The organism is Mobilicoccus pelagius NBRC 104925, from assembly GCF_000247995.1.
GTDB lineage: Bacteria > Actinomycetota > Actinomycetes > Actinomycetales > Dermatophilaceae > Mobilicoccus > Mobilicoccus pelagius.
In genome coordinates, this window is record NZ_BAFE01000011.1 from 21,392 (window position 1) to 38,401 (window position 17,010).

The 17,010-nt window shown below is 72.3% G+C and carries 16 protein-coding genes and 1 tRNA gene; 12 read left to right on the top strand and 5 right to left on the bottom strand.

What is annotated here, in order from left to right; genetic code table 11:
* The first annotated feature begins 102 nt into the window (after nt 1-102).
* The 4 genes from MOPEL_RS02800 (at nt 103) to MOPEL_RS02815 (ending at nt 3,450) form a co-directional block, all read left to right on the top strand.
* Nucleotides 103-777, top strand: coding sequence for a response regulator transcription factor (locus tag MOPEL_RS02800; RefSeq protein ID WP_009481340.1), 675 nt, complete (start codon nt 103-105; stop codon nt 775-777).
* Nucleotides 774-2,027, top strand: a complete 1,254-nt coding sequence (locus MOPEL_RS02805) for a sensor histidine kinase (protein WP_009481341.1) — start codon at nt 774-776, stop codon at nt 2,025-2,027. Before MOPEL_RS02800 ends, MOPEL_RS02805 begins: the two co-directional genes overlap by 4 nt.
* 257 nt (nt 2,028-2,284) lie before the next feature.
* Nucleotides 2,285-2,479 carry a YjfB family protein gene (locus tag MOPEL_RS02810; protein WP_009481342.1) on the top strand — a complete coding sequence of 65 codons (195 nt, stop codon included), beginning with the start codon at nt 2,285-2,287 and terminating at the stop codon, nt 2,477-2,479.
* A gap of 215 nt (nt 2,480-2,694) precedes the next feature.
* Nucleotides 2,695-3,450, top strand: a complete 756-nt coding sequence (locus MOPEL_RS02815) for a RibD family protein (protein WP_009481343.1) — start codon at nt 2,695-2,697, stop codon at nt 3,448-3,450.
* Between the two features lie 289 nt (nt 3,451-3,739).
* Here the strand turns inward: MOPEL_RS02815 and MOPEL_RS02820 are convergent, their stop codons facing one another.
* The 5 genes from MOPEL_RS02820 to MOPEL_RS02840 form a co-directional block, all read right to left on the bottom strand.
* On the bottom strand, nt 3,740-4,660 hold the full coding sequence (locus MOPEL_RS02820; protein ID WP_009481344.1) for a lysylphosphatidylglycerol synthase domain-containing protein: 921 nt from the start codon (nt 4,658-4,660) through the stop codon (nt 3,740-3,742).
* Nucleotides 4,657-5,526, bottom strand: a complete 870-nt coding sequence (locus MOPEL_RS02825) for a hypothetical protein (RefSeq protein ID WP_009481345.1) — start codon at nt 5,524-5,526, stop codon at nt 4,657-4,659. Before MOPEL_RS02825 ends, MOPEL_RS02820 begins: the two co-directional genes overlap by 4 nt.
* Nucleotides 5,523-6,626: a glycosyltransferase family 4 protein gene (locus MOPEL_RS02830; RefSeq protein ID WP_083841707.1), complete on the bottom strand. Its 1,104-nt coding sequence runs from the start codon at nt 6,624-6,626 to the stop codon at nt 5,523-5,525. The genes MOPEL_RS02825 and MOPEL_RS02830 overlap by 4 nt, the downstream gene beginning before the upstream one ends.
* Before the next feature lie 67 nt (nt 6,627-6,693).
* Nucleotides 6,694-7,074: a 6-pyruvoyl trahydropterin synthase family protein gene (locus MOPEL_RS02835; RefSeq protein WP_009481347.1), complete on the bottom strand. Its 381-nt coding sequence runs from the start codon at nt 7,072-7,074 to the stop codon at nt 6,694-6,696.
* A 42-nt stretch (nt 7,075-7,116) separates the two neighbouring features.
* Entirely contained in the window at nt 7,117-8,097 is a 981-nt protein-coding gene (locus tag MOPEL_RS02840; protein WP_009481348.1) for a zinc-dependent alcohol dehydrogenase, read from the bottom strand.
* Here MOPEL_RS02840 and MOPEL_RS02845 point away from each other — a divergent pair.
* The 8 genes from MOPEL_RS02845 to MOPEL_RS17035 all read left to right on the top strand — a co-directional run.
* Complete coding sequence (locus tag MOPEL_RS02845) at nt 8,096-8,968, top strand: CDP-alcohol phosphatidyltransferase family protein (protein ID WP_009481349.1); 873 nt, start codon at nt 8,096-8,098, stop codon at nt 8,966-8,968. The genes MOPEL_RS02840 and MOPEL_RS02845 overlap by 2 nt on opposite strands.
* Nucleotides 8,969-9,021: 53 nt before the next feature.
* A complete protein-coding gene (gene tmk / locus MOPEL_RS02850) occupies nt 9,022-9,825 on the top strand; it encodes a dTMP kinase (protein WP_009481350.1) in 804 nt (267 codons plus the stop codon).
* A complete protein-coding gene (locus MOPEL_RS02855) occupies nt 9,825-10,967 on the top strand; it encodes a DNA polymerase III subunit delta' (RefSeq protein WP_009481351.1) in 1,143 nt (380 codons plus the stop codon). The genes tmk and MOPEL_RS02855 overlap by 1 nt, the downstream gene beginning before the upstream one ends.
* 192 nt (nt 10,968-11,159) lie before the next feature.
* Nucleotides 11,160-12,746, top strand: coding sequence for an alpha/beta hydrolase (locus MOPEL_RS02860; RefSeq protein WP_245544691.1), 1,587 nt, complete (start codon nt 11,160-11,162; stop codon nt 12,744-12,746).
* 96 nt (nt 12,747-12,842) lie between these two features.
* A tRNA-Thr gene (locus tag MOPEL_RS02865) sits at nt 12,843-12,916 on the top strand.
* A 242-nt stretch (nt 12,917-13,158) separates the two neighbouring features.
* On the top strand, nt 13,159-14,115 hold the full coding sequence (locus MOPEL_RS02870) for an Abi family protein (RefSeq protein ID WP_245544692.1): 957 nt from the start codon (nt 13,159-13,161) through the stop codon (nt 14,113-14,115).
* Nucleotides 14,116-14,171: 56 nt separating this feature from the next.
* On the top strand, nt 14,172-16,112 hold the full coding sequence (locus MOPEL_RS02875) for a type I restriction-modification system subunit M (protein ID WP_009481354.1): 1,941 nt from the start codon (nt 14,172-14,174) through the stop codon (nt 16,110-16,112).
* Nucleotides 16,109-17,010, top strand: a 902-nt coding sequence (locus MOPEL_RS17035) for a restriction endonuclease subunit S domain-containing protein (protein WP_009481355.1), incomplete at its 3' end; no start/stop codon positions are given. The genes MOPEL_RS02875 and MOPEL_RS17035, both read left to right, overlap by 4 nt.

Consider the following 17,010-nt stretch of genomic DNA (forward strand, 5'->3'; position numbering starts at 1 on the left):
AGGCGCGGCGGCAGGGCCCTTTTCAGGGGAGGGCCCACCATCGTCGGCCTCGGTGCAGTTCAGGGGAGTGCCGAGGCCGGCGAGCGCCGCGGAGGGGTGATCATGGGGGGCGTGCGCGTACTCCTCCTCGAGGACGACCTCGAGTTGCGGTCCTCCGTTGCGACCGTCCTCCGTCGCCGGTCGTACGCGGTCGACGAGGCCGCCACGATCGCCGACGCCGACGAGCGGCTCTCCGTCAACTCCTACGACGTCGCGGTCCTCGACCGTGGCCTGCCCGACGGCGACGCCGCCGACATGCTCCGGGACCTCCGCTCCCGCGGGTGCGCCGTCCCCGTCCTGTTCCTCAGCGCGTGGGCCGACATCCACGACCGGGTGCGGGGGCTCGACGCCGGCGGCGACGACTACCTCGTCAAGCCGTTCGCGATGGAGGAGCTCCTTGCGCGGCTGCGATCGCTCACGCGGCGTCCCGCGGGGGCGGTCGACTCCGTCCTCGCCCTCGGTGACATCGAGGTCGACCTCGCCCGGGTCCAGGCCGCCCGCGGCGGTCGGTCGATCCTCCTCACTCCCAAGGAGTTCGGCCTCCTCGTCTACCTCCTCCGCAACGCGGGGCGGGTCGTCTCCCGCGCGGAGCTCCTCGAGCACTGCTGGGACGAGTTCGCCGACCCGAGCAGCAACGTCGTCGACGTGCGCATCCGGCTGCTCCGCAGCAAAATCGGCGACCCGCCGGTGATCCACACCGTGCGTGGGGTGGGGTTCGTCGCGGAGGCGCGATCGTGACGACGGGCGCCGACGACGTCTTCCGGCACCTCCGCGTGCGGCTCACCGCGATCTTCGCGGCAGTGGCCGTCGTCGGCCTCGCCGCGCTCGTCGCCCTCCTCGTCGTCCTCGACTCCGAGTTCGACCGGGAACGCGTGGACACGATCCTCCGCGGGGTGGCCTCCCGCGCCGCGGCGCTCGTCTACCAGGGGGAGGACGGCCGTGCGACGGGCGAGGGACTCCGCGGCGATCTCGTCGAGACGCAGGCGAGCGGCCTCCTCGTCGTCGAACGCACCGGTACGTCCTACCGGACCGTCTACGCGAGCGGCGAGAAGATCCGCGGCGACTGGCGGCCCGTCGCGCAGGCCTGCCTCGACGACGCGGCCGAGTCCGGCACGTACGCCGACATCGGGGACCTCCGCGTCACCGGCATGCCCTGGTGGCTCACCTCGAAGGACCCTCGTCCCCGCGGGTGCGCGTTCGCGTTCGTCCCCCGCCGTTCCCTCCTCCAGGCCCACGTCGCCCTCCCCGCCGCGCTCGGCTCGGCAACCCTCCTCGCCGTCCTCACCGGGCTCGTGTGGTGGGCGGCGGGTCGCAGCCTCCGCGTGGCGTCCGAGGCGCTCGCCGACCGGGAACGGTTCCTCGCGACGGCGTCCCACGAGATGCGCGGTCCGCTCGCGCGGATGCGGGCCGTGGCGGAGACGACCCTCCATGCGCTCGCGCCCGGCCAGCCACAGACGGCGGCGGGGCTCCGATCGCTCGTCACGACCGCCGACCAGGCGGGCCGGGTGGCGTCCAACCTCCTCCTCGCCACGCGCATCGACCATGCAGAGGTGCCCGTCCACCTCCTCCCGGTGCGCCTCGACGTGCTCGCGTGCGAGGTGGAGACGATCATCGACGGGGTCGTCGTCGACGTCACCGAGCCGGTCGAGGTCTCCGGCGACGCGATGCTCCTCCGTCAGGCGATGACGAACCTCGTGGACAACGCGATGCGGCACGGCCGCGGAGGCGAGACGCGGGCGGAGGTCCTCCTCTCGGTGTTCCGGGACGGGGACGTGGCCGTCGTCCGCGTCGCCGACGACGGGCCCGGGTTCCCTGCGGACCTCGACGTCCTCAGCCCGTACGTCGCGGGACGCACGGGCGGCAACGGTCTCGGTCTACCCCTCGTGCGGTGGATCGTCGAGCGTCACGGCGGCGAGATGCGCATCGGTGCGGCGGAGGGCCGCGACGGCCTCGACGGGGCGGCCGTGGAGCTCCGCATCCCGCAGTGATCCCCACCCCAGTCCACATCGTGGGACGGCGAGGGCGTGTCGGTGCGACGACGAACGCACCGACGAACCCCCCGCTGCTTCACCCGGGCCCGTCGACGACCGGGTCCGGACGCGCGCGGTGCGGATCACTCCTTCGTGGTCCCACGGTCAGACCCGACGTCGAGGCGCCGATGAGGATTCCGGATGTGCTGCCACGCATCCGCGACGGCGCACCGCATCCGAGGGCGCCGTCGGACTCGACGACGGAAAGTCACCCCATGGACCTCGCCCTTGCGCAGACGATCCTCAGCAGCCGCACCGCGGACGCCTACCAGGACGCCCAGGTGTCCATGCTCCGCAAGACGATGGACACCCAGAAGGAGGCAGCGGGCCGCCTCATCGACGGCATGAGCGCGACGATGCCGCTCGCGACCGAGGGCAGCCTCGGCCGCAACATCAACACCTACGCCTGAGTCCGCACGGGCTCCCGCCACCGGAGCTCCGGCGGGGCCGGATGACGCGACCACCTCCTGGGGTCGTCCCACGCGCCGGCGCGACGACGGCCCCACCGCGGTGATCCCCTCCGAGGGAGATCCGAGGTGGGGCCGTCGTCGTGCGTGGCGGGGCGTCCGCGACCGGCGACGGCCGACCTCTCGCCGACGCACCCCGTGCCGGTTAGCGTGCGGTGGTGAACACTTTCGGTGCGTCCCTTCCCTCCGGGCCCGACGACGCGGTGGGCCACGAGACCGCGCCGCCCGATCTCCCGGAGTTCTACGCCCCGCTCCTGCGGGAGGGGCCGCTCGTCGTCGCGCAGCTCGGGCAGAGCCTCGACGGGTTCATCGCCTCCCGCACCGGCGACGCGGAGTTCGTCACCGGGCCGGAGGACCGGCGTCATCTCCACGTCCTCCGTTCCCTCGTCGACGCCGTCGTCGTCGGGGCAGCGACGGCCGTCGTCGACGACTGCCGCCTCACCGTGCGGGACGCGCCGCGACGGGGTGCCCCGCCGGTCCGGGTCGTCCTCGACCCGAGGGGGATCCTCACGCGCGACGCACGGCTGCTCACCGAGCCCGACGCGCCCACCCTGTGGTTCGTCGCGGACGACTCCGAGATCGGTGCCGCGCCTCCGACCGACCTCGCACCCCACGTCGAGCTCGCCGCCCATCCCGAGGCGCATCTGCGCGAACCCGACTCTCTCGTGGCGATCCTCGCGGAGCGCGGGTTCACTCGCGTCCTCGTCGAGGGCGGCGGGCGCCTCGTGTCGGCGTGCCTCGCCGCGGGCGTGCTCGACCGGCTCTACGTGACGAGCGCCCCCGTCCTCATCGGCGACGGCATCCCCGGCCTCCGGTTCACGGGCCACGACGTCCTCGCCCACGCCCTCCGTCCGCCGTCCCGTCGCCTCGTCCTCGGCGACGACGTCTGTACCGAGCTCCGCCTGCGTGACTGACCGGAGCGGGAGTCGGGGTCGGCCCCCCGCGGTGCGCCGGCCGTGGCATCGCCCGAGGCGGGGTCGGCGCCGCCTCAGGTGGCTCGGCCTCCTGCGCTGCGGGGTGAGCCGTGCCACCACCCCCACGCGGCCCGTGTCGACGCGCCTCGCAGCCGTCGCGTCCGAAGGACGTGAACGGATCCGGGCGCCCGATGTCCGCCTGCATCGGGCGCCCGCGGGGTGCTCACGCTCGATGTCGGTGGCCAGGCGTCCCGCGATCGGCGTGCGACCCGGCCCGGCGGTCGTCCCGTCAGGGGATGGGCGCGTCCTCGTGTGATCCTCGGCGTTCGTCACCCGCCGTGCGGGGTGCGAGAAGGGGGACGAGGCCGGGCAGGGTCGAGACGAGTGCGAGGAGTCCGTAGGCGACCGAGGTGGTGAATCCGGTCGCGGGGTCGAGTCCGCCGAGGGAGTAGGCGAGGGAGGCCGCGCCCTCCCGCGGACCCCAGCCGGCGACGTTGACGGGGATCGACATGCCCGCGAGTGTCGCGGCGCCGAGGGTGGCGACGTCGACCCCGGGGAGAGCGGGAACGGCGCCCGCCCGGGCGAGGCCGTCGTGCGCGAGGGCGAAGAGGCCGAGGAACGCGAGCCAGCCGAGCACCGACCAGCCGACGCAGGCGGCGATGCTGCGGGGCGGGAGGCGTCGCATCGACCACCCCGCGACGACGCCGACACCGAGGCCGACGAGGGCGAGGATCCCGGCGAGGTCGGGGCGACCGAGGCGCAGGGCGGCGCCCGTCGCGGCGAGGGCGACCACGGCCGTGCCGCAGAGGCGTTCGCCGACGACGGAGGTGACGCCCGTCCATCGCGCGCCGGCGCGGCCGCGCCGGGCGGCCCGGAGCGCGTCACCCGCGAGTCCGCCCGGGAGGACGGCGTTGAGGAGGGCCGCCTCGAGGCAACGCGCGACGGCGTGGCGGGCGGTCATCTCGTCCCCGAGGCCGGCGGCGACCGCGCGCCATCGGAATCCCTGGGCCGTGGCGCCGACGAGGCCGAGGCCGAGGGCGGAGACGACCGTGAAGGGTGTCACGGCAGCGGCCGTCGCGGTCACCGACCCGGTGCCGAAGAGATGGACGAGGGTGCCGAGAACCGTTGCGGCGACGAGCACCTGGAGGACGACCCACGCGATCCGGCCCCACCGGCGGGTGGGGTGGCCGTCGCGCGCGGCCGTGCTCACCGGGGCAGGACGAGGAGGTCGACGTGCCCGACGACGACGGCGAGCGTGCCCGCGTCGAGCTGGGCGAGGCGGCGCTCGAGCCACGCCTGCGCACGAGGGGCGAGGGCGGGGTCGTGCTCGGCGACGACGGCGGCGCGATCGGTGAGGTAGCGGCGCAGGAGCGGGGCATCGGCACTCGTGAGACGCCACGGCGTCGTCGCTTCGACGACCTCTGCGTCGCCCTCGCGGGCACGGTCGGCGACGTGTGCCGACGCGGCGGAGCCGACGATCCCGTCGCGCTGCTGGTGGACCTCGAACGCGTCGTGGACGAGGTCGTCGTCGGGGTCGTGCGGCACGCACGTCACCTCGCCGTCGACGGTGAGGGCGAAGAGGGCGGGCGTCCCCGTGTCGAGGAGGAGATCGGTGAGCGTGTCGAGCTCGGGCCCCGTGAGGAGGTCGAGGAGGGCGGAGGCGACGACGACGGTCGGGCCCGCGGCGTCCTCCTCGCCCTCGCCCGTGACGAGCCGGGGGAGGTCGTCGAGACCGCCGTGGACACGCTGGGCGTGCCCCGTCGCCGTCGGATGGTCGAGGAGCGCGGCGTCGTGGTCGAGGAGCGTCCACCGGGAGGGGAAGGGTAGCCGTGGCGCGAGCCACTCCTGGTTGGCGCCCGTGCCGGCGCCGACGTCGACGACGTGAACGGGGCCGTGGCCGCCCGTCTCGTCGTGGGCGCGCAGGTGGCGCCACAACCGTCCGAGGAGGCGCTGGGTCCCCTCCCGGGCGGCGGCGTCGGCCGGGCGACGCAGGGCGAGCCAGTCGGCCTCGACGGGGCGACTCGGCGTCGGGGCCGTGGGGGCGGCCGGTGTGGGACGAGGGGTCTCGGGGGTCATGACGTGCTCTCGGGGTCGGGGCGGATCGGGAGGTCGGCGTCGACGGGAGGGCCGACGTCGGCGGGGAAGACCCCCGCGAGGAGCGCTGCGGTCGCGGACCACGAGCGTAGGCCCGTGCGACGACGCCGGGCGAACTCGCGGAACTCCGGGTGCGTGAGCACCGTGCGCAGCGCCCGTGCGAGGTCGGCGGGATTACGGGTGTCGGCGGCGAGTCCGGGGTCGGGGCCGTCACCGTCGCCGAGGGCCTCCACGGCACCCGTTCCCGCGGCGACGACGGCGGGGACGCCGTGGGCGATCGCCTCGGTGACGACCATGCCGTACGTCTCGGCGAGGGAGGGGAGGGCGAGGACGTCGGTGCCCGCCCACGTCTCCTCGAGATCGGCTCCCGCGAGCGGCCCGGTGAGCGTGACGCGGTCGCCGAGGCCCGTCGTGGCGATCGCGTCGGTGATGCGGGCCCGGTCGGTGTCGTCGCCCGGTCCGGCGAACACGGCGTGCCAGGGCAGGTCGGTGAGGCGGGCGAGGGCCGCGAGCAGGCCGACGTGGTTCTTGCGGGGGGTGAGCGAGGCGAGGCAGAGGACCCGGGGTGGTGAACTCCCCACGGCGGCGGGACCGCTCGTGAGCGAGGGGTCGACGCCGGGCGGGGCGACCTCGACGTCGGTCCGCCCGTAACGCCGCGCGAGGTCTGCGGCGGCCGTGCGGCTCGTCGCGACGACCCGGGACACGAGGGCGACCGATTCCGCCTCCCGCGCGGCGAGTTCGCGGGTCCGTTCCGGCGTGAGACCGGTCTCGTCGGGGAGGGGGAGGTGGACGAGGAGAGTGGCGGTGGTGCCCGCGGCCTGCGCATCGCGGAGCACGTCCGGGTGGGCGGCGCCGACGAGCCCGTCGACCACGGCGTCCGACGCGCCCCGGAGCGCGTCCGCGAGGCGCGAGGCGGTGCCGGGGCCATCGGGCCAGTCGCCCTCGAGGACGACGTCCTCCGGCGGTCGCCCGGGCCAGACGCGGAGCACGGCCTCGTCGTAGACGGTGCCGCCGCTCACCACGGTAGGGGCGGGGCGGACGAAGCGTGCTCCGGGGCCCGCGATCACGTCGGCGGCGCTCATGAGCGTCACGCCTCGATCCCCCGCAGTGCCTCGACGGGGAGGCGCTCCGGGGGTGTGGTCGCCGTTCTCACGGGAGGTCGCGCGTGTACGAGGCCCAGGCGTCGGGGTGCTCGCGGAGGACGACCTCGAGGGAGGTGAGGGCGGGATCGGTGAGCCGCGAGGCGAGTTCGTCGGCGATGTGGCGGGCGACGACCTCCGTCGTCGAGATCCTCCCCTCGAAGGCGGGGTGGTCGTCGAGGTTGCGGTAGTCGATGTCCCCGAGGACCTCCTTGAGCGCCGCGGTCGCGGCACCGATGTCGAGGACGACGCCGTGCTCGTCGAGGTCGGCGCGGCTCCACGTCGCCTCGACGACGAACGTCGCGCCGTGGACGCCCTGCGCGGGGCCGAAGAACGGGTCGGGGAGGCTGTGGGCGATCATCACGTGGTCGCGAACGGTGAGGCGGTACAAGGGAACTCCTTCGTCGGGGCGGATGGGTGGTCGTGGTCGTGGCTACCGGTGGCGCACGACGTGACAGATCGCGGGGGTGCGGCCGTGGGCGATGTCGTCCATCGTCGCGGGCAGGTCGTCGAGGTCGACGGGCCCGGTGAGGAGGCAGTCGAAGGCGTTGTCGGCGAGGGCGGCGAGGGCGGTGGCCATGCGGTCGGCGGTCGTGCGGCGGGCACGGCGGGACTCGGCGATCATGCCGACCTGACTTGCGCGGATGCGCAGGCGGCGCGCGTGGAAGTCGCCGCCGAGGGGGACCTGCGGCTCGGTCGTGCCGTACCAGGACATCTCGACGACCTCGCCCTCGTCACCGAGCAACTCGAGGGAACGGGCGAGTCCGGCTGCGGTGGAGGAGGCGTGGAAGACGAGGTCGCAGTCGCCAAGGCCGTCGGCGGGGTCCTTCCACGTGAGTCCGAACCGCTGCGCGCGCTCGGCGACGGCCGGGTCGGGGTCGAGGAGTTCGAGCCGGTCGAGGGGGAACCGGCGCAGGAGCGCGGCGACGGAGAGGCCGATCATCCCGCCGCCGACGACGGCGATACGGTCGCCGAGACGGGGGCCGCCGTCCCAGAGGGCGTTGACCGCGGTCTCGACGGCACCGGCGAGGACGGCCCGTTCGCTCGGTACGTCGTCGGGGACGGGGTGGAGCCACGAGATCGGGGCGACGTACCGGTCGGCGTGGGGGTAGAGGCAGAAGACGCGACGGCCCACGAGGTCGTCGGGGGTGTCCGGGCCGACGGCGGCGACCTCACCGACGGAGAGGTAGCCGTAGAAGACCTCGCCCGGCAGGTCACCCCGCTGGAAGGGGGACCGCATGAGGTCGCGCACCCGCTCCGGCACCCGGCCGAGGTGGACGAGGGACTCGGTGCCGCGGCTCACGCCGGAGACGATCGTCTCGACGCGGGCCTCACCCTCCCCGGGCTCCCCGAGCGTCTCGACGCGGATCTCCCCGCGGCCGCCGGGATGGGTCCAATAGGATCGACGCTCCATGGATGCGATTCTGTCCGGTCGGTGCCGACCCCGCGACTCCGCCCTCGCGACGCCCGCCGTGGGCTCGGCCACGACGCCGTCGGCACACGTGCTCGCGTCCACCCTCGGGCACGCCCTGTCGGCCACCACGCTCGTGGGGCTCGTCGGTGCCGCGGACGCCGTCGCCGCCGGAGGGCCGTGGCCCCGCCGCCTCGCCGGTGTCGTCGTCGGCGGACTCCTCCCCGCCGTCGTCGCCCGCGCCGTCCGACGGCGGCCCACCCCACGGCCGGTCGACGAGACGGCCGCGCGGACCTCGGTCGGCCTCGCCCCCTCCTCCACACCCCGTCGCGTCGCCTCCCCGGCGGACGTCGTGACGTTCGTGCGGGCCGTGCTCGCGGGCTGCGCGTTCGCCGCGGCGCTGCGTCCGGAGAGTCGGTGCGAACGCCGACGTACCTGGGCCGTGGCGGGATTCGCGATCCCCGCCCTCGCGCTGGACGCGGTCGACGGGCACGTCGCCCGCGCGACCGGGACGGCCGACCCGGCGGGCGCGCGTCTCGACATGGAGACCGACGCCGCCGTGCTCCTCGGCCTCACGACGATCCTCGCTCGCACCCTCGCCCCGGAGGCCCTGATCAGCGGCGCGGCCCGCTACCTCTTCGTCGCGGGCGGCCGGCTCCGCCCGGCGTGGACGGGGGAGCTGCCGCCGAGCGAACGGCGACGCACGGTGGCGGCGCTGCAGGCGGTGGCGGTGTCGATCGCCTCGACGCCCGCCGTGCCGCCCGCGCTCGGGCGGGGCGTCCTCGCCGGCGCGACGGCACTCCTCGCGTGGTCGTTCGGCAGCGACGTCGTCGCGCTCGAACGCCGTGCCCGCGCGGTGGGCGGCTCGTCGTGACACCGTCCGCGCCCCGGGCACGGGTTGTCGGTGACCTCGCCTAGTCTGCTCGCGTGGTGTTCATCGCGTTCGAGGGCGGAGACGGCGCCGGCAAGTCCACGCAGGTCGCGGCGTTGGCCGCATGGCTGCGTGAGCGAGGCCAGGAGGTCGTCGTCACGCGCGAGCCCGGGGGTACCGAGCTCGGTGGCCGCATCCGCGAACTGCTCCTCCACGGTGGGGAGGTCGCCCCGCGAGCGGAGGCGTTGCTCTTCGCCGCCGACCGCGCCCACCACGTCGCGACGTTCGTCCGACCGGCGCTCGAACGCGGCGCGGTCGTCCTCACCGATCGCTACGTCGACTCCTCCGTGGCGTACCAGGGGGCGGGCCGCGACCTCCAGGCCGCGGAGATCGCCGGGTTGTCGGCGTGGGCGACGGGCGGGCTGGTCCCGCATCTCACGGCCCTCCTCGACGTCGCGCCGGAGACCGGCCGTGCCCGCCGCAGCTGCCGCGTCGAGGACCGCATGGAGACGGAGGCCGAGGCGTTCCACGCCCGCGTGCGTCAGGGGTTCCTCGCGCTCGCCGAGGCCGCCCCGCACCGGTATCTCGTCCTCGACGCCGCCCAACCACCCGAGGTGATCTCGGCGGCCGTCGTCGCACGGGTGGGCGAGCTTCTCGCCGGGGCCGATCCGACCTTACGGACCCCCGCGTCCACGTCCTCCTCCTCGACCACGGCGGTTGCCGCGCCCGGCCCCGACCCGGCCGAATCCGCCGCCCCGACGCGCGACTCCGCCGCGACTTCGGAACACGTCGCCCCCTCGGCCCCGTCCTCCTCGGGCGAGGTCGTGGGCCGCAGCGAGTCCCGATCCGGGGGTGCGTGATGAGCGTCTGGGACGACCTCGTCGGGCAGCGCGAGACCATCGAGACGTTGAGTCGGGCGGCGAGCGATCCCACCGCGATGACGCACGCGTGGCTGTTCACCGGCCCACCGGGGTCGGGTCGGTCGAACGCCGCACGGGCGTTCGCCGCGGCCCTCAACTGCCCTTGGCACGGGTGTGGGGGGTGTCGTGACTGCCTCACGGCGCTCGACGGCACCCATGCCGACGTCACGGTCGTCGCCACCGAGGGGTTGTCGATCCGGGTGGAGGACGCCCGAGAGCTCGTCGTCGAGGCGGCGCACCGGCCGTCGGTGGGGCGGTACCGGGTCGTCATCGTCGAGGACGCCGACCGGCTCACGGAGCGCGCGGCCGACGCGCTGCTCAAGGCGCTCGAGGAGCCGTCGGAGCGCACGGTGTGGGTCCTCTGCGCGCCGTCGCACGAGGACGTCATCGTGACGATCCGCAGCCGGTGTCGTCACGTGCGTCTGCGTACCCCGCCGGCGAAGGCCGTCGCCGAGCTTCTCGTCCGCCGCGACGGGGTCGACCCGGCGATGGCGATGTACGCGGCGCGGGCGGCGCAGAGCCACATCGGGCTCGCGCGGCGTCTGGCCCGCGACGAGGGCGCCCGGCGTCGTCGTCGTGAGGTCGTGCAGATGAGCGGTCGTATCCGTTCGGTCCCCGACGCCATCGGTGCCGCGGCGGATCTCGCGTCGATCGCGACGGAGGAGTCCGGCTCCTCGGCGGCGGAGCGCGACGCGGCCGAGCGGACGCGACTCCTCGAGACGCTCGGCGCCGATCCCACGGCCCGCACCCAGCCGCCGCACGTGCGGGCGCAGATCGCGGGCCTCGAGAAGGAGCAGAAGGCGCGGGCGACGCGGTTCGCGCGAGACATCACCGACCGGGCCCTCGTCGACCTGCTGTCGGTGTACCGCGACGCGCTCGTCGTGCGTCTCGGGGCTCCGGTGGAACTCGTCAACGAGGACGCCCGCGCCGAGGTCGACGCGTTGGCGCGGGCGATGGGTGCCGACGAGCTCCTCGCCGCGATGACGGCGATCGGGCAGGCACGCACCCGCATCGAGGCGAACGTGCCGCTGCTCCTCGCGCTCGAGGCGATGGCGTTGTCGCTGCGGTTGCCGCGGCGATGAGTCCGCAGGTCGGGACGGTCGTGAGGTGTGCCCTGGAGGGGCGCGGGCTCGACCGTCACGGCTGTTCATGGCGGGTACGGTGGGTCTGCGACGACGCGCCCTCCGCCTCTTCCGGCCGGTGGTCGAGGCGTCCGTGACGTCGATCGACCGGCGTCGAGGTGTGGAGAGGAAGGCAACGCAGTGGGTGGAGTCGTGGCGTCGAAGCGTCGCAACCGTGGCACGGGCGTGAGGTCGGTCCCGAGGTTCGTCGTCGCGTTGGCGGGGGTCGCCGTCCTCGCCGCGGGGTGTGCCGTCCCGTCCCCGAACGGGGAGGGCGCGGGCGACACGGCCCCGCCGGCGACGCAGCCACCCCAGGGGGCGAAGGGGCTCGACCGCTACTACACGCAGCAGGTCGCGTGGGAGGGGTGTGGCGACGCCGACGCCGACGGGGGTAATGCCCAGTGCGCGTGGGTCGAGGTGCCCGTCGACTACGAGAAGCCCGCCGAGGGCACGATCAAGCTGCGGATGCTCAAGGTGGCGGCGTCGGGTTCGCCGCAGGGGGCGCTGCTCGTCAACCCGGGCGGGCCCGGTGGGTCGGCCGTCGAGTACGCGCGTGCGGCGGATCTCATCGTGTCGCCGTCGGTACGGCGCCGGTTCGACGTCGTCGGGGTCGACCCGCGTGGTGTGGGGGAGTCCTCGCCGGTGCAGTGCGTCGACGGCCCACAGATGGACGCGATCATGGGGCTCGACCCGACGCCGGACGACGCGAAGGAGCGTGAGGCGACGCGGATGTCGGCGAAGGCGTTCGGGGAGGCGTGCGAGAAGAAGTACCCGCAGCTGTTGCCGCACCTGTCGACGGTGGACGCGGCCCGGGACATGGACGTCGTGCGGGCGGTGCTGGGGCAGCAGAAGCTCTCCTACCTGGGCAAGTCGTACGGCACGTTCCTCGGCGCGACGTATGCGGGGCTGTTCCCCACGCGTGTCGGGTCGATGGTGCTCGACGGGGCGATCGCGCCGGAGCTGTCGAACGACGAGCTCAACCTCGGTCAGGCGGTCGGGTTCGAGACGGCGACGCGGGCCTACGTGAAGTCGTGTGTCTCGGAGGGGGACTGCCCGCTCGGCAGCGGGGTCGACGAGGGCATGGAGGGGTTGCGTGATCTGCTCGCGAAGATCGACGAGAAGCCGGTCCCGGTGACCGACGACGCGCGGGTCGAGGAGCTCACCGAGGGGTGGGCGAGCACGGGCCTCGCGCGGGCGCTGTACGACCAGGCGTCGTGGGAGGGCCTCACCGATGCGTTGCGCGCGGCGAAGGAGGGTGACGGCGACCAGTTGATGCAGTTGGCGCGGGAGTACGCCGACCGTGACGAGACGGGCGCCTACCACGGCAACATCATGCAGGTGATCTCGGCGATCAACTGTCTCGACCGCCCGGCGGAGGCCGTCGACGACGCGGCGATGCAGGCGCGGGTGGAGAAGTTCGAGAAGGCGTCGCCGACGTGGGGCGAGTCGATGGCGATGGCGACGGTGTCGTGCGAGGAGTGGCCGGTCGACCCGAAGACGGAGCCGCAGAAGATCTCGGCGTCGGGCAGTGGGCCGATCGTGGTCGTCGGGACGACACGCGACCCGGCGACGCCGTACGAGTGGGCGCAGAAGCTCGCCTCACAGCTCGAGAACGGTCACCTCGTCACGTTCGAGGGTGACGGCCACACCGCGTACATGCGCAGCAACGCGTGCGTCGACAAGGCCGTCGACTCCTACCTCCTCAAGGGCACCGTCCCCAAGGACGGGCTCACCTGCTGAGCGGACGCGCGCGGCGCGAGGTCGCCGCGCGCGTCGCCGTTTTGGGCTCGCCGCGCCGCTTTGCTATCCTCGATGAGCACCTCCCGTGAGGTGCGTGCCGCTTTAGCTCAGTCGGCCAGAGCGATTCACTCGTAATGAATAGGTCGTCGGTTCGATTCCGACAAGCGGCTCAGACAAGGCCCCCGGTTCGCCGGGGGCCTTGCTGTGTGTCGGCCGTGTCGACCAGGTCGAGAGACGACGCAGGGTGCGTGTCGGCAGGGTCCCCTACTCGTGTGGCCATGTGAGGCAGGCTCACGAGGCTGGGGTGTTATGTTGGGGGTACTACATCCCCCACGCCTCTCCACGATGCGCACTTGGGGGATTTTTCATGCCGTCTGGTCATGGTCGACGGGTGGGGCGCCCCCGCGGGAGCGTGCGATACCAGAAGCCGCCTCTGTCCCATGAGGATCTCGTCGACCGCATGGAACGGCGTGGTCTCGTCGTCCCCGACCGCGACCGGGCGATGAGGTACCTACGCCACATGGGGTACTACCGGCTGTCTCCGTACGTCATCCCCTTTCGGGAGCCGGGCTGTGAGGACGTCCGGCCCGGCACGACCTTCGATGACGTGCTGGGTCTGTATGTCTTCGATCGCAAACTGCGGCTTCTCGTGATGGACGCGTTGGAGCGAGTGGAGGTGGCCCTGCGGGCTGCCGTGACCGACCACATGTCCTCCTCCACGGGGGATGCGTTCTGGTACACGTCCGTCGAGCATTTCAAGCGCCGCGACGCCCACGAGGAGTTCCTCCGCCGGGTGCGCACGTTGTGCGATGCCCAGTTGCGGCAGGGGGAAGTCGCCGGGGGTGCCTTGGCGCACCCGTCGGCGCTGGAGCATGACCTCACGGTCTACGGAGAGCCTGAGTTGCCGCCCTCGTGGCTGATGGCCGAGCTGCTGACCCTCGGTGAGCTGGAGAAGGTCGTCGCGAACCTCGACCGGCGGTCCGACCTGACGGCGATCGCTGCTCCGTTGGGGCTCACAGCGCCTCTCCTCGGATCGTGGGTGCGGTCCTTCGTACGAGTGCGAAACGTCTGCGCCCATCACGGCAGGCTGTGGAACGTGGTGCTCGGCGTCTCCCCCGCGCTTCCCAAGAATCCGGGGATCGCGTGGCTCCAGGACCCGGCCGTGATGCTCGAGGGAGACCGGCGGCAGCGGCTGTACGTCGTCCTGGTCGCGACCCAGTCTGTGCTGGCGACCATCTCGCCGGGGAGCAGCTGGGCCACCCGGCTCAGCGACCTCCTCGACACCCACCCGCACGTGCCGATCAGGGGGATGGGATTCCCGGAGCGGTGGTCCGAGGACCCGTTCTGGGCGTCCCGCATCCGCCGCTGAGCGCGGTTCCCCGCGCGCAGCTACGGTGGAGGCCGTTGACTTGGGGAGGAACGGGCATGGCGCCGCAGGGTTTTCAGGACAAGGTCGCGTTCGTGTGGCGCGTGGCCGACAAGCTGCGGGGCACGTTCAAGCAGCACGAGTACGGGTCGGTGATGTTGCCGCTGCTCGTGCTGCGGCGGATGGATGCGGCGCTCGCGCCGACGAAGGACGCGGTGGTCGCGAAGGCGGCGACGTTCGACACCATCGGTGAAGCTCAGGCCATGCAGCTGCGCCGCCTGTCGGGGCAGCGGTTCTACAACACGTCGCCGTTCACGTTCACGAGCCTGCTCAGCGACGCGAACAACGTCGCGGACAACCTCGCCAAGTACATCCGGGGTCTGTCGAGCGAGGCGTACGGCGTCATGGAGGCGTACAACGTCGACGACAAGATCGCCCGCATGGACAAGGCGGGGATCCTCTACCAGGTGCTCGCCGACTTCGCCGACCTCGACCTGCGTCCGGCGGTCGTGAGCAACGAGGCGATGGGATACATCTTCCAGGACCTGCTCCGGAGGTTCTCCGAGATGAGCAACGAGACCGCCGGTGAGCACTACACGCCGCGCGAGGTCATCCGTCTCATGGTCGACCTGCTCGTCTCGGGCATGGCGCACCGGGAGATCACGGAGAGCGAAATCCCCGTCCGCACGGTCTACGACCCGGCGGCCGGCACGGGCGGCATGTTGATGACGGCGATGGACCACATCAAGGAGCTCAACCCGGCCTCCCGCGTCATGGTGTACGGGCAGGAGCTCAACGACGAGACGTGGGCCATCGCCCAGTCCGACCTGATGATGCAGGACATCGACCCCAAGCAGATGCGCAACGGCAACTCGTTGACGCAGGACGCTTTTCGGCTGGAAAAGTTCGACTTCATCCTCGCGAACCCGCCGTACGGGGTGGACTGGAAGGGCTACGCCCAGCCGATCAAGGACGAGGCCGCCAAGCTCGGGTTCGAGGGCCGGTTCGGGGCGGGGCTCCCGCGGGTGTCGGACGGGTCACTGCTGTTCCTCCAGCACATGCTCAGCAAGATGAAGCCCGGCGGCTCCCGTGTCGGCATCGTCCTCTCCGGCTCGCCGTTGTTCTCGGGGCAGGCGGGATCGGGGGAGTCGGAGATTCGCCGGTGGATCCTCGAGAACGACTGGCTGGAGGGCATCGTCGCCCTGCCGGACCAGATGTTCTACAACACCGGCATCAGCACGTACGTGTGGATCCTCACGAACGACAAGGCCGATGCCGACCGTGGCCTCGTCAAACTCATCGACGCGCGTGAGCTGGGCACGAAGATGCGCAAGTCCCTCGGCGACAAGCGCAAGGAACTCACGCATGACGCCATCGCGGAGATCGGCCGGTTGTACGGCGGGGCGCATGACGAGTTCGCCGACGACCCCCGCGTCAAGGTGCTCACCCGCGAGACGTTCGGCTTCCAGCGGATCACCGTCGAGCGTCCGTTGCGGCGCCGGTGGGAGGTGACGCCCGAGGCCGTCGCGGCCGAGCCGTTCACGGCGTACGCCTCGCTCGTGGGGAACCGGTACGAGACGGAGAAGGCCCTCCTCACCGAGGTGGGCGAGTTGACGCCTGCCCAGCGGAAGAAGTTCGCCGCCCTGTGCGCCGTCGCCGACCCCGACGCGCCCGTCATCACGAAGAAGGGCAAGCCCGAACCCGACCCCGACCTGCGCGACCAGGAGAACGTGCCCCTGCCCGCAGGCTGGTTCGACCTCGACGAGACCGCCCGCGCCGACGTGCTCGTACAGACCGCCGAGGACCACCTGAAGAACGAGATCCACCCCTACGTGCCCGACGCGTGGATCGACCACACCAAGACCAAGCTCGGGTTCGAGATCCCCTTCACCCGCCAGTTCTACGTCTACACACCCCCGCGTCCCGTCAAGGAGATCGCCGACGAGATCAAGGACCTCGAAACCCAGATCCAGGGGTGGATGAGAGAGCTGGGGCTGTGAGCGTCGTAGACGAATTGCGGTGGACGGTGCCCGTCCGCCGCCTGGGTGCGCTGGCCGAACGCGTTCAGGACGTCGGCCACCCCGAAGCAGAAGCCCTATCCGTGTACCTCGGGCGCGGTGTCGTCCGCCGCGCAGAGGCGGTAGACAACCACAATGTTCTCGGTGCGGACCTCGCGAAATATCAATTGGTGCAGCCAGGAGACCTGGTCTTCAACCGTTTGCGCGCGTGGCAGGGCGGCTTTGGTGCTAGTCAGTACAGGGGCATCGTCTCTCCTGCCTACATCGTGGCTCACCCTCGAACAGGAAGCGACGCCCGTTACCTCAATTACGTGCTACAGAGCAAGCCCTACCTCGCGGAACTGACTCGCCTGAGTAAATGGATGCCACCGTCGCAGTTCGACATTCTGTGGACAGACCTGCGCACGGTGGAGGTTCCTGCGCCACCAATTGAGGAGCAGCGGCGGATCGCGGACTTCCTCGACGACCGCGTCGCCCGCATCGACCAGATCATCGCCGCCCGCGAGGGGCAACTCGACCTTATGGCGGAGCAACATCTCGGCATACTCGATCGTGAGGTCCGCGACGCAGGTCCACCCAGGCGCCTGGCAGGTCTTTTGACCCAGGCTGGCGTGGGGGTGGTCGTAAACCCCTCGTCGTACTTTCGTGATGACGGCGTGCCATTCATTCATGGCTACAACGTGCGTGACGGCTACCTGGACCTCTCTGAATACAAACGAATGAGCGTCGAGGATTCCATTCGCCTGAGCAGATCACGACTGCAGCGAGGCGACGTTCTGGTTGTGCGTGCTGGATTTCCGGGCAGGGCGGCCGTTGTCCCGCCTGAACTCGAGGGCGGTAACTGCGCATCCGTTTTGCTGCTGCGGTGCAGTGCCAGCTT

What these genes read in the sequence shown, in the direction of transcription:
- MOPEL_RS02840 (WP_009481348.1), bottom strand. Translation starts at nt 8,097, where the DNA reads ATGGAGCGTCGATCCTATTGGACCCATCCCGGCGGCCGCGGGGAGATC.
- MOPEL_RS02875 (WP_009481354.1), top strand. Translation starts at nt 14,172, where the DNA reads ATGGCGCCGCAGGGTTTTCAGGACAAGGTCGCGTTCGTGTGGCGCGTG.
- MOPEL_RS02825 (WP_009481345.1), bottom strand. Translation starts at nt 5,526, where the DNA reads ATGACCCCCGAGACCCCTCGTCCCACACCGGCCGCCCCCACGGCCCCG.
- MOPEL_RS02800 (WP_009481340.1), top strand. Translation starts at nt 103, where the DNA reads ATGGGGGGCGTGCGCGTACTCCTCCTCGAGGACGACCTCGAGTTGCGG.
- MOPEL_RS02845 (WP_009481349.1), top strand. Translation starts at nt 8,096, where the DNA reads ATGGATGCGATTCTGTCCGGTCGGTGCCGACCCCGCGACTCCGCCCTC.
- MOPEL_RS02855 (WP_009481351.1), top strand. Translation starts at nt 9,825, where the DNA reads ATGAGCGTCTGGGACGACCTCGTCGGGCAGCGCGAGACCATCGAGACG.
- MOPEL_RS02810 (WP_009481342.1), top strand. Translation starts at nt 2,285, where the DNA reads ATGGACCTCGCCCTTGCGCAGACGATCCTCAGCAGCCGCACCGCGGAC.
- MOPEL_RS02830 (WP_083841707.1), bottom strand. Translation starts at nt 6,626, where the DNA reads ATGAGCGCCGCCGACGTGATCGCGGGCCCCGGAGCACGCTTCGTCCGC.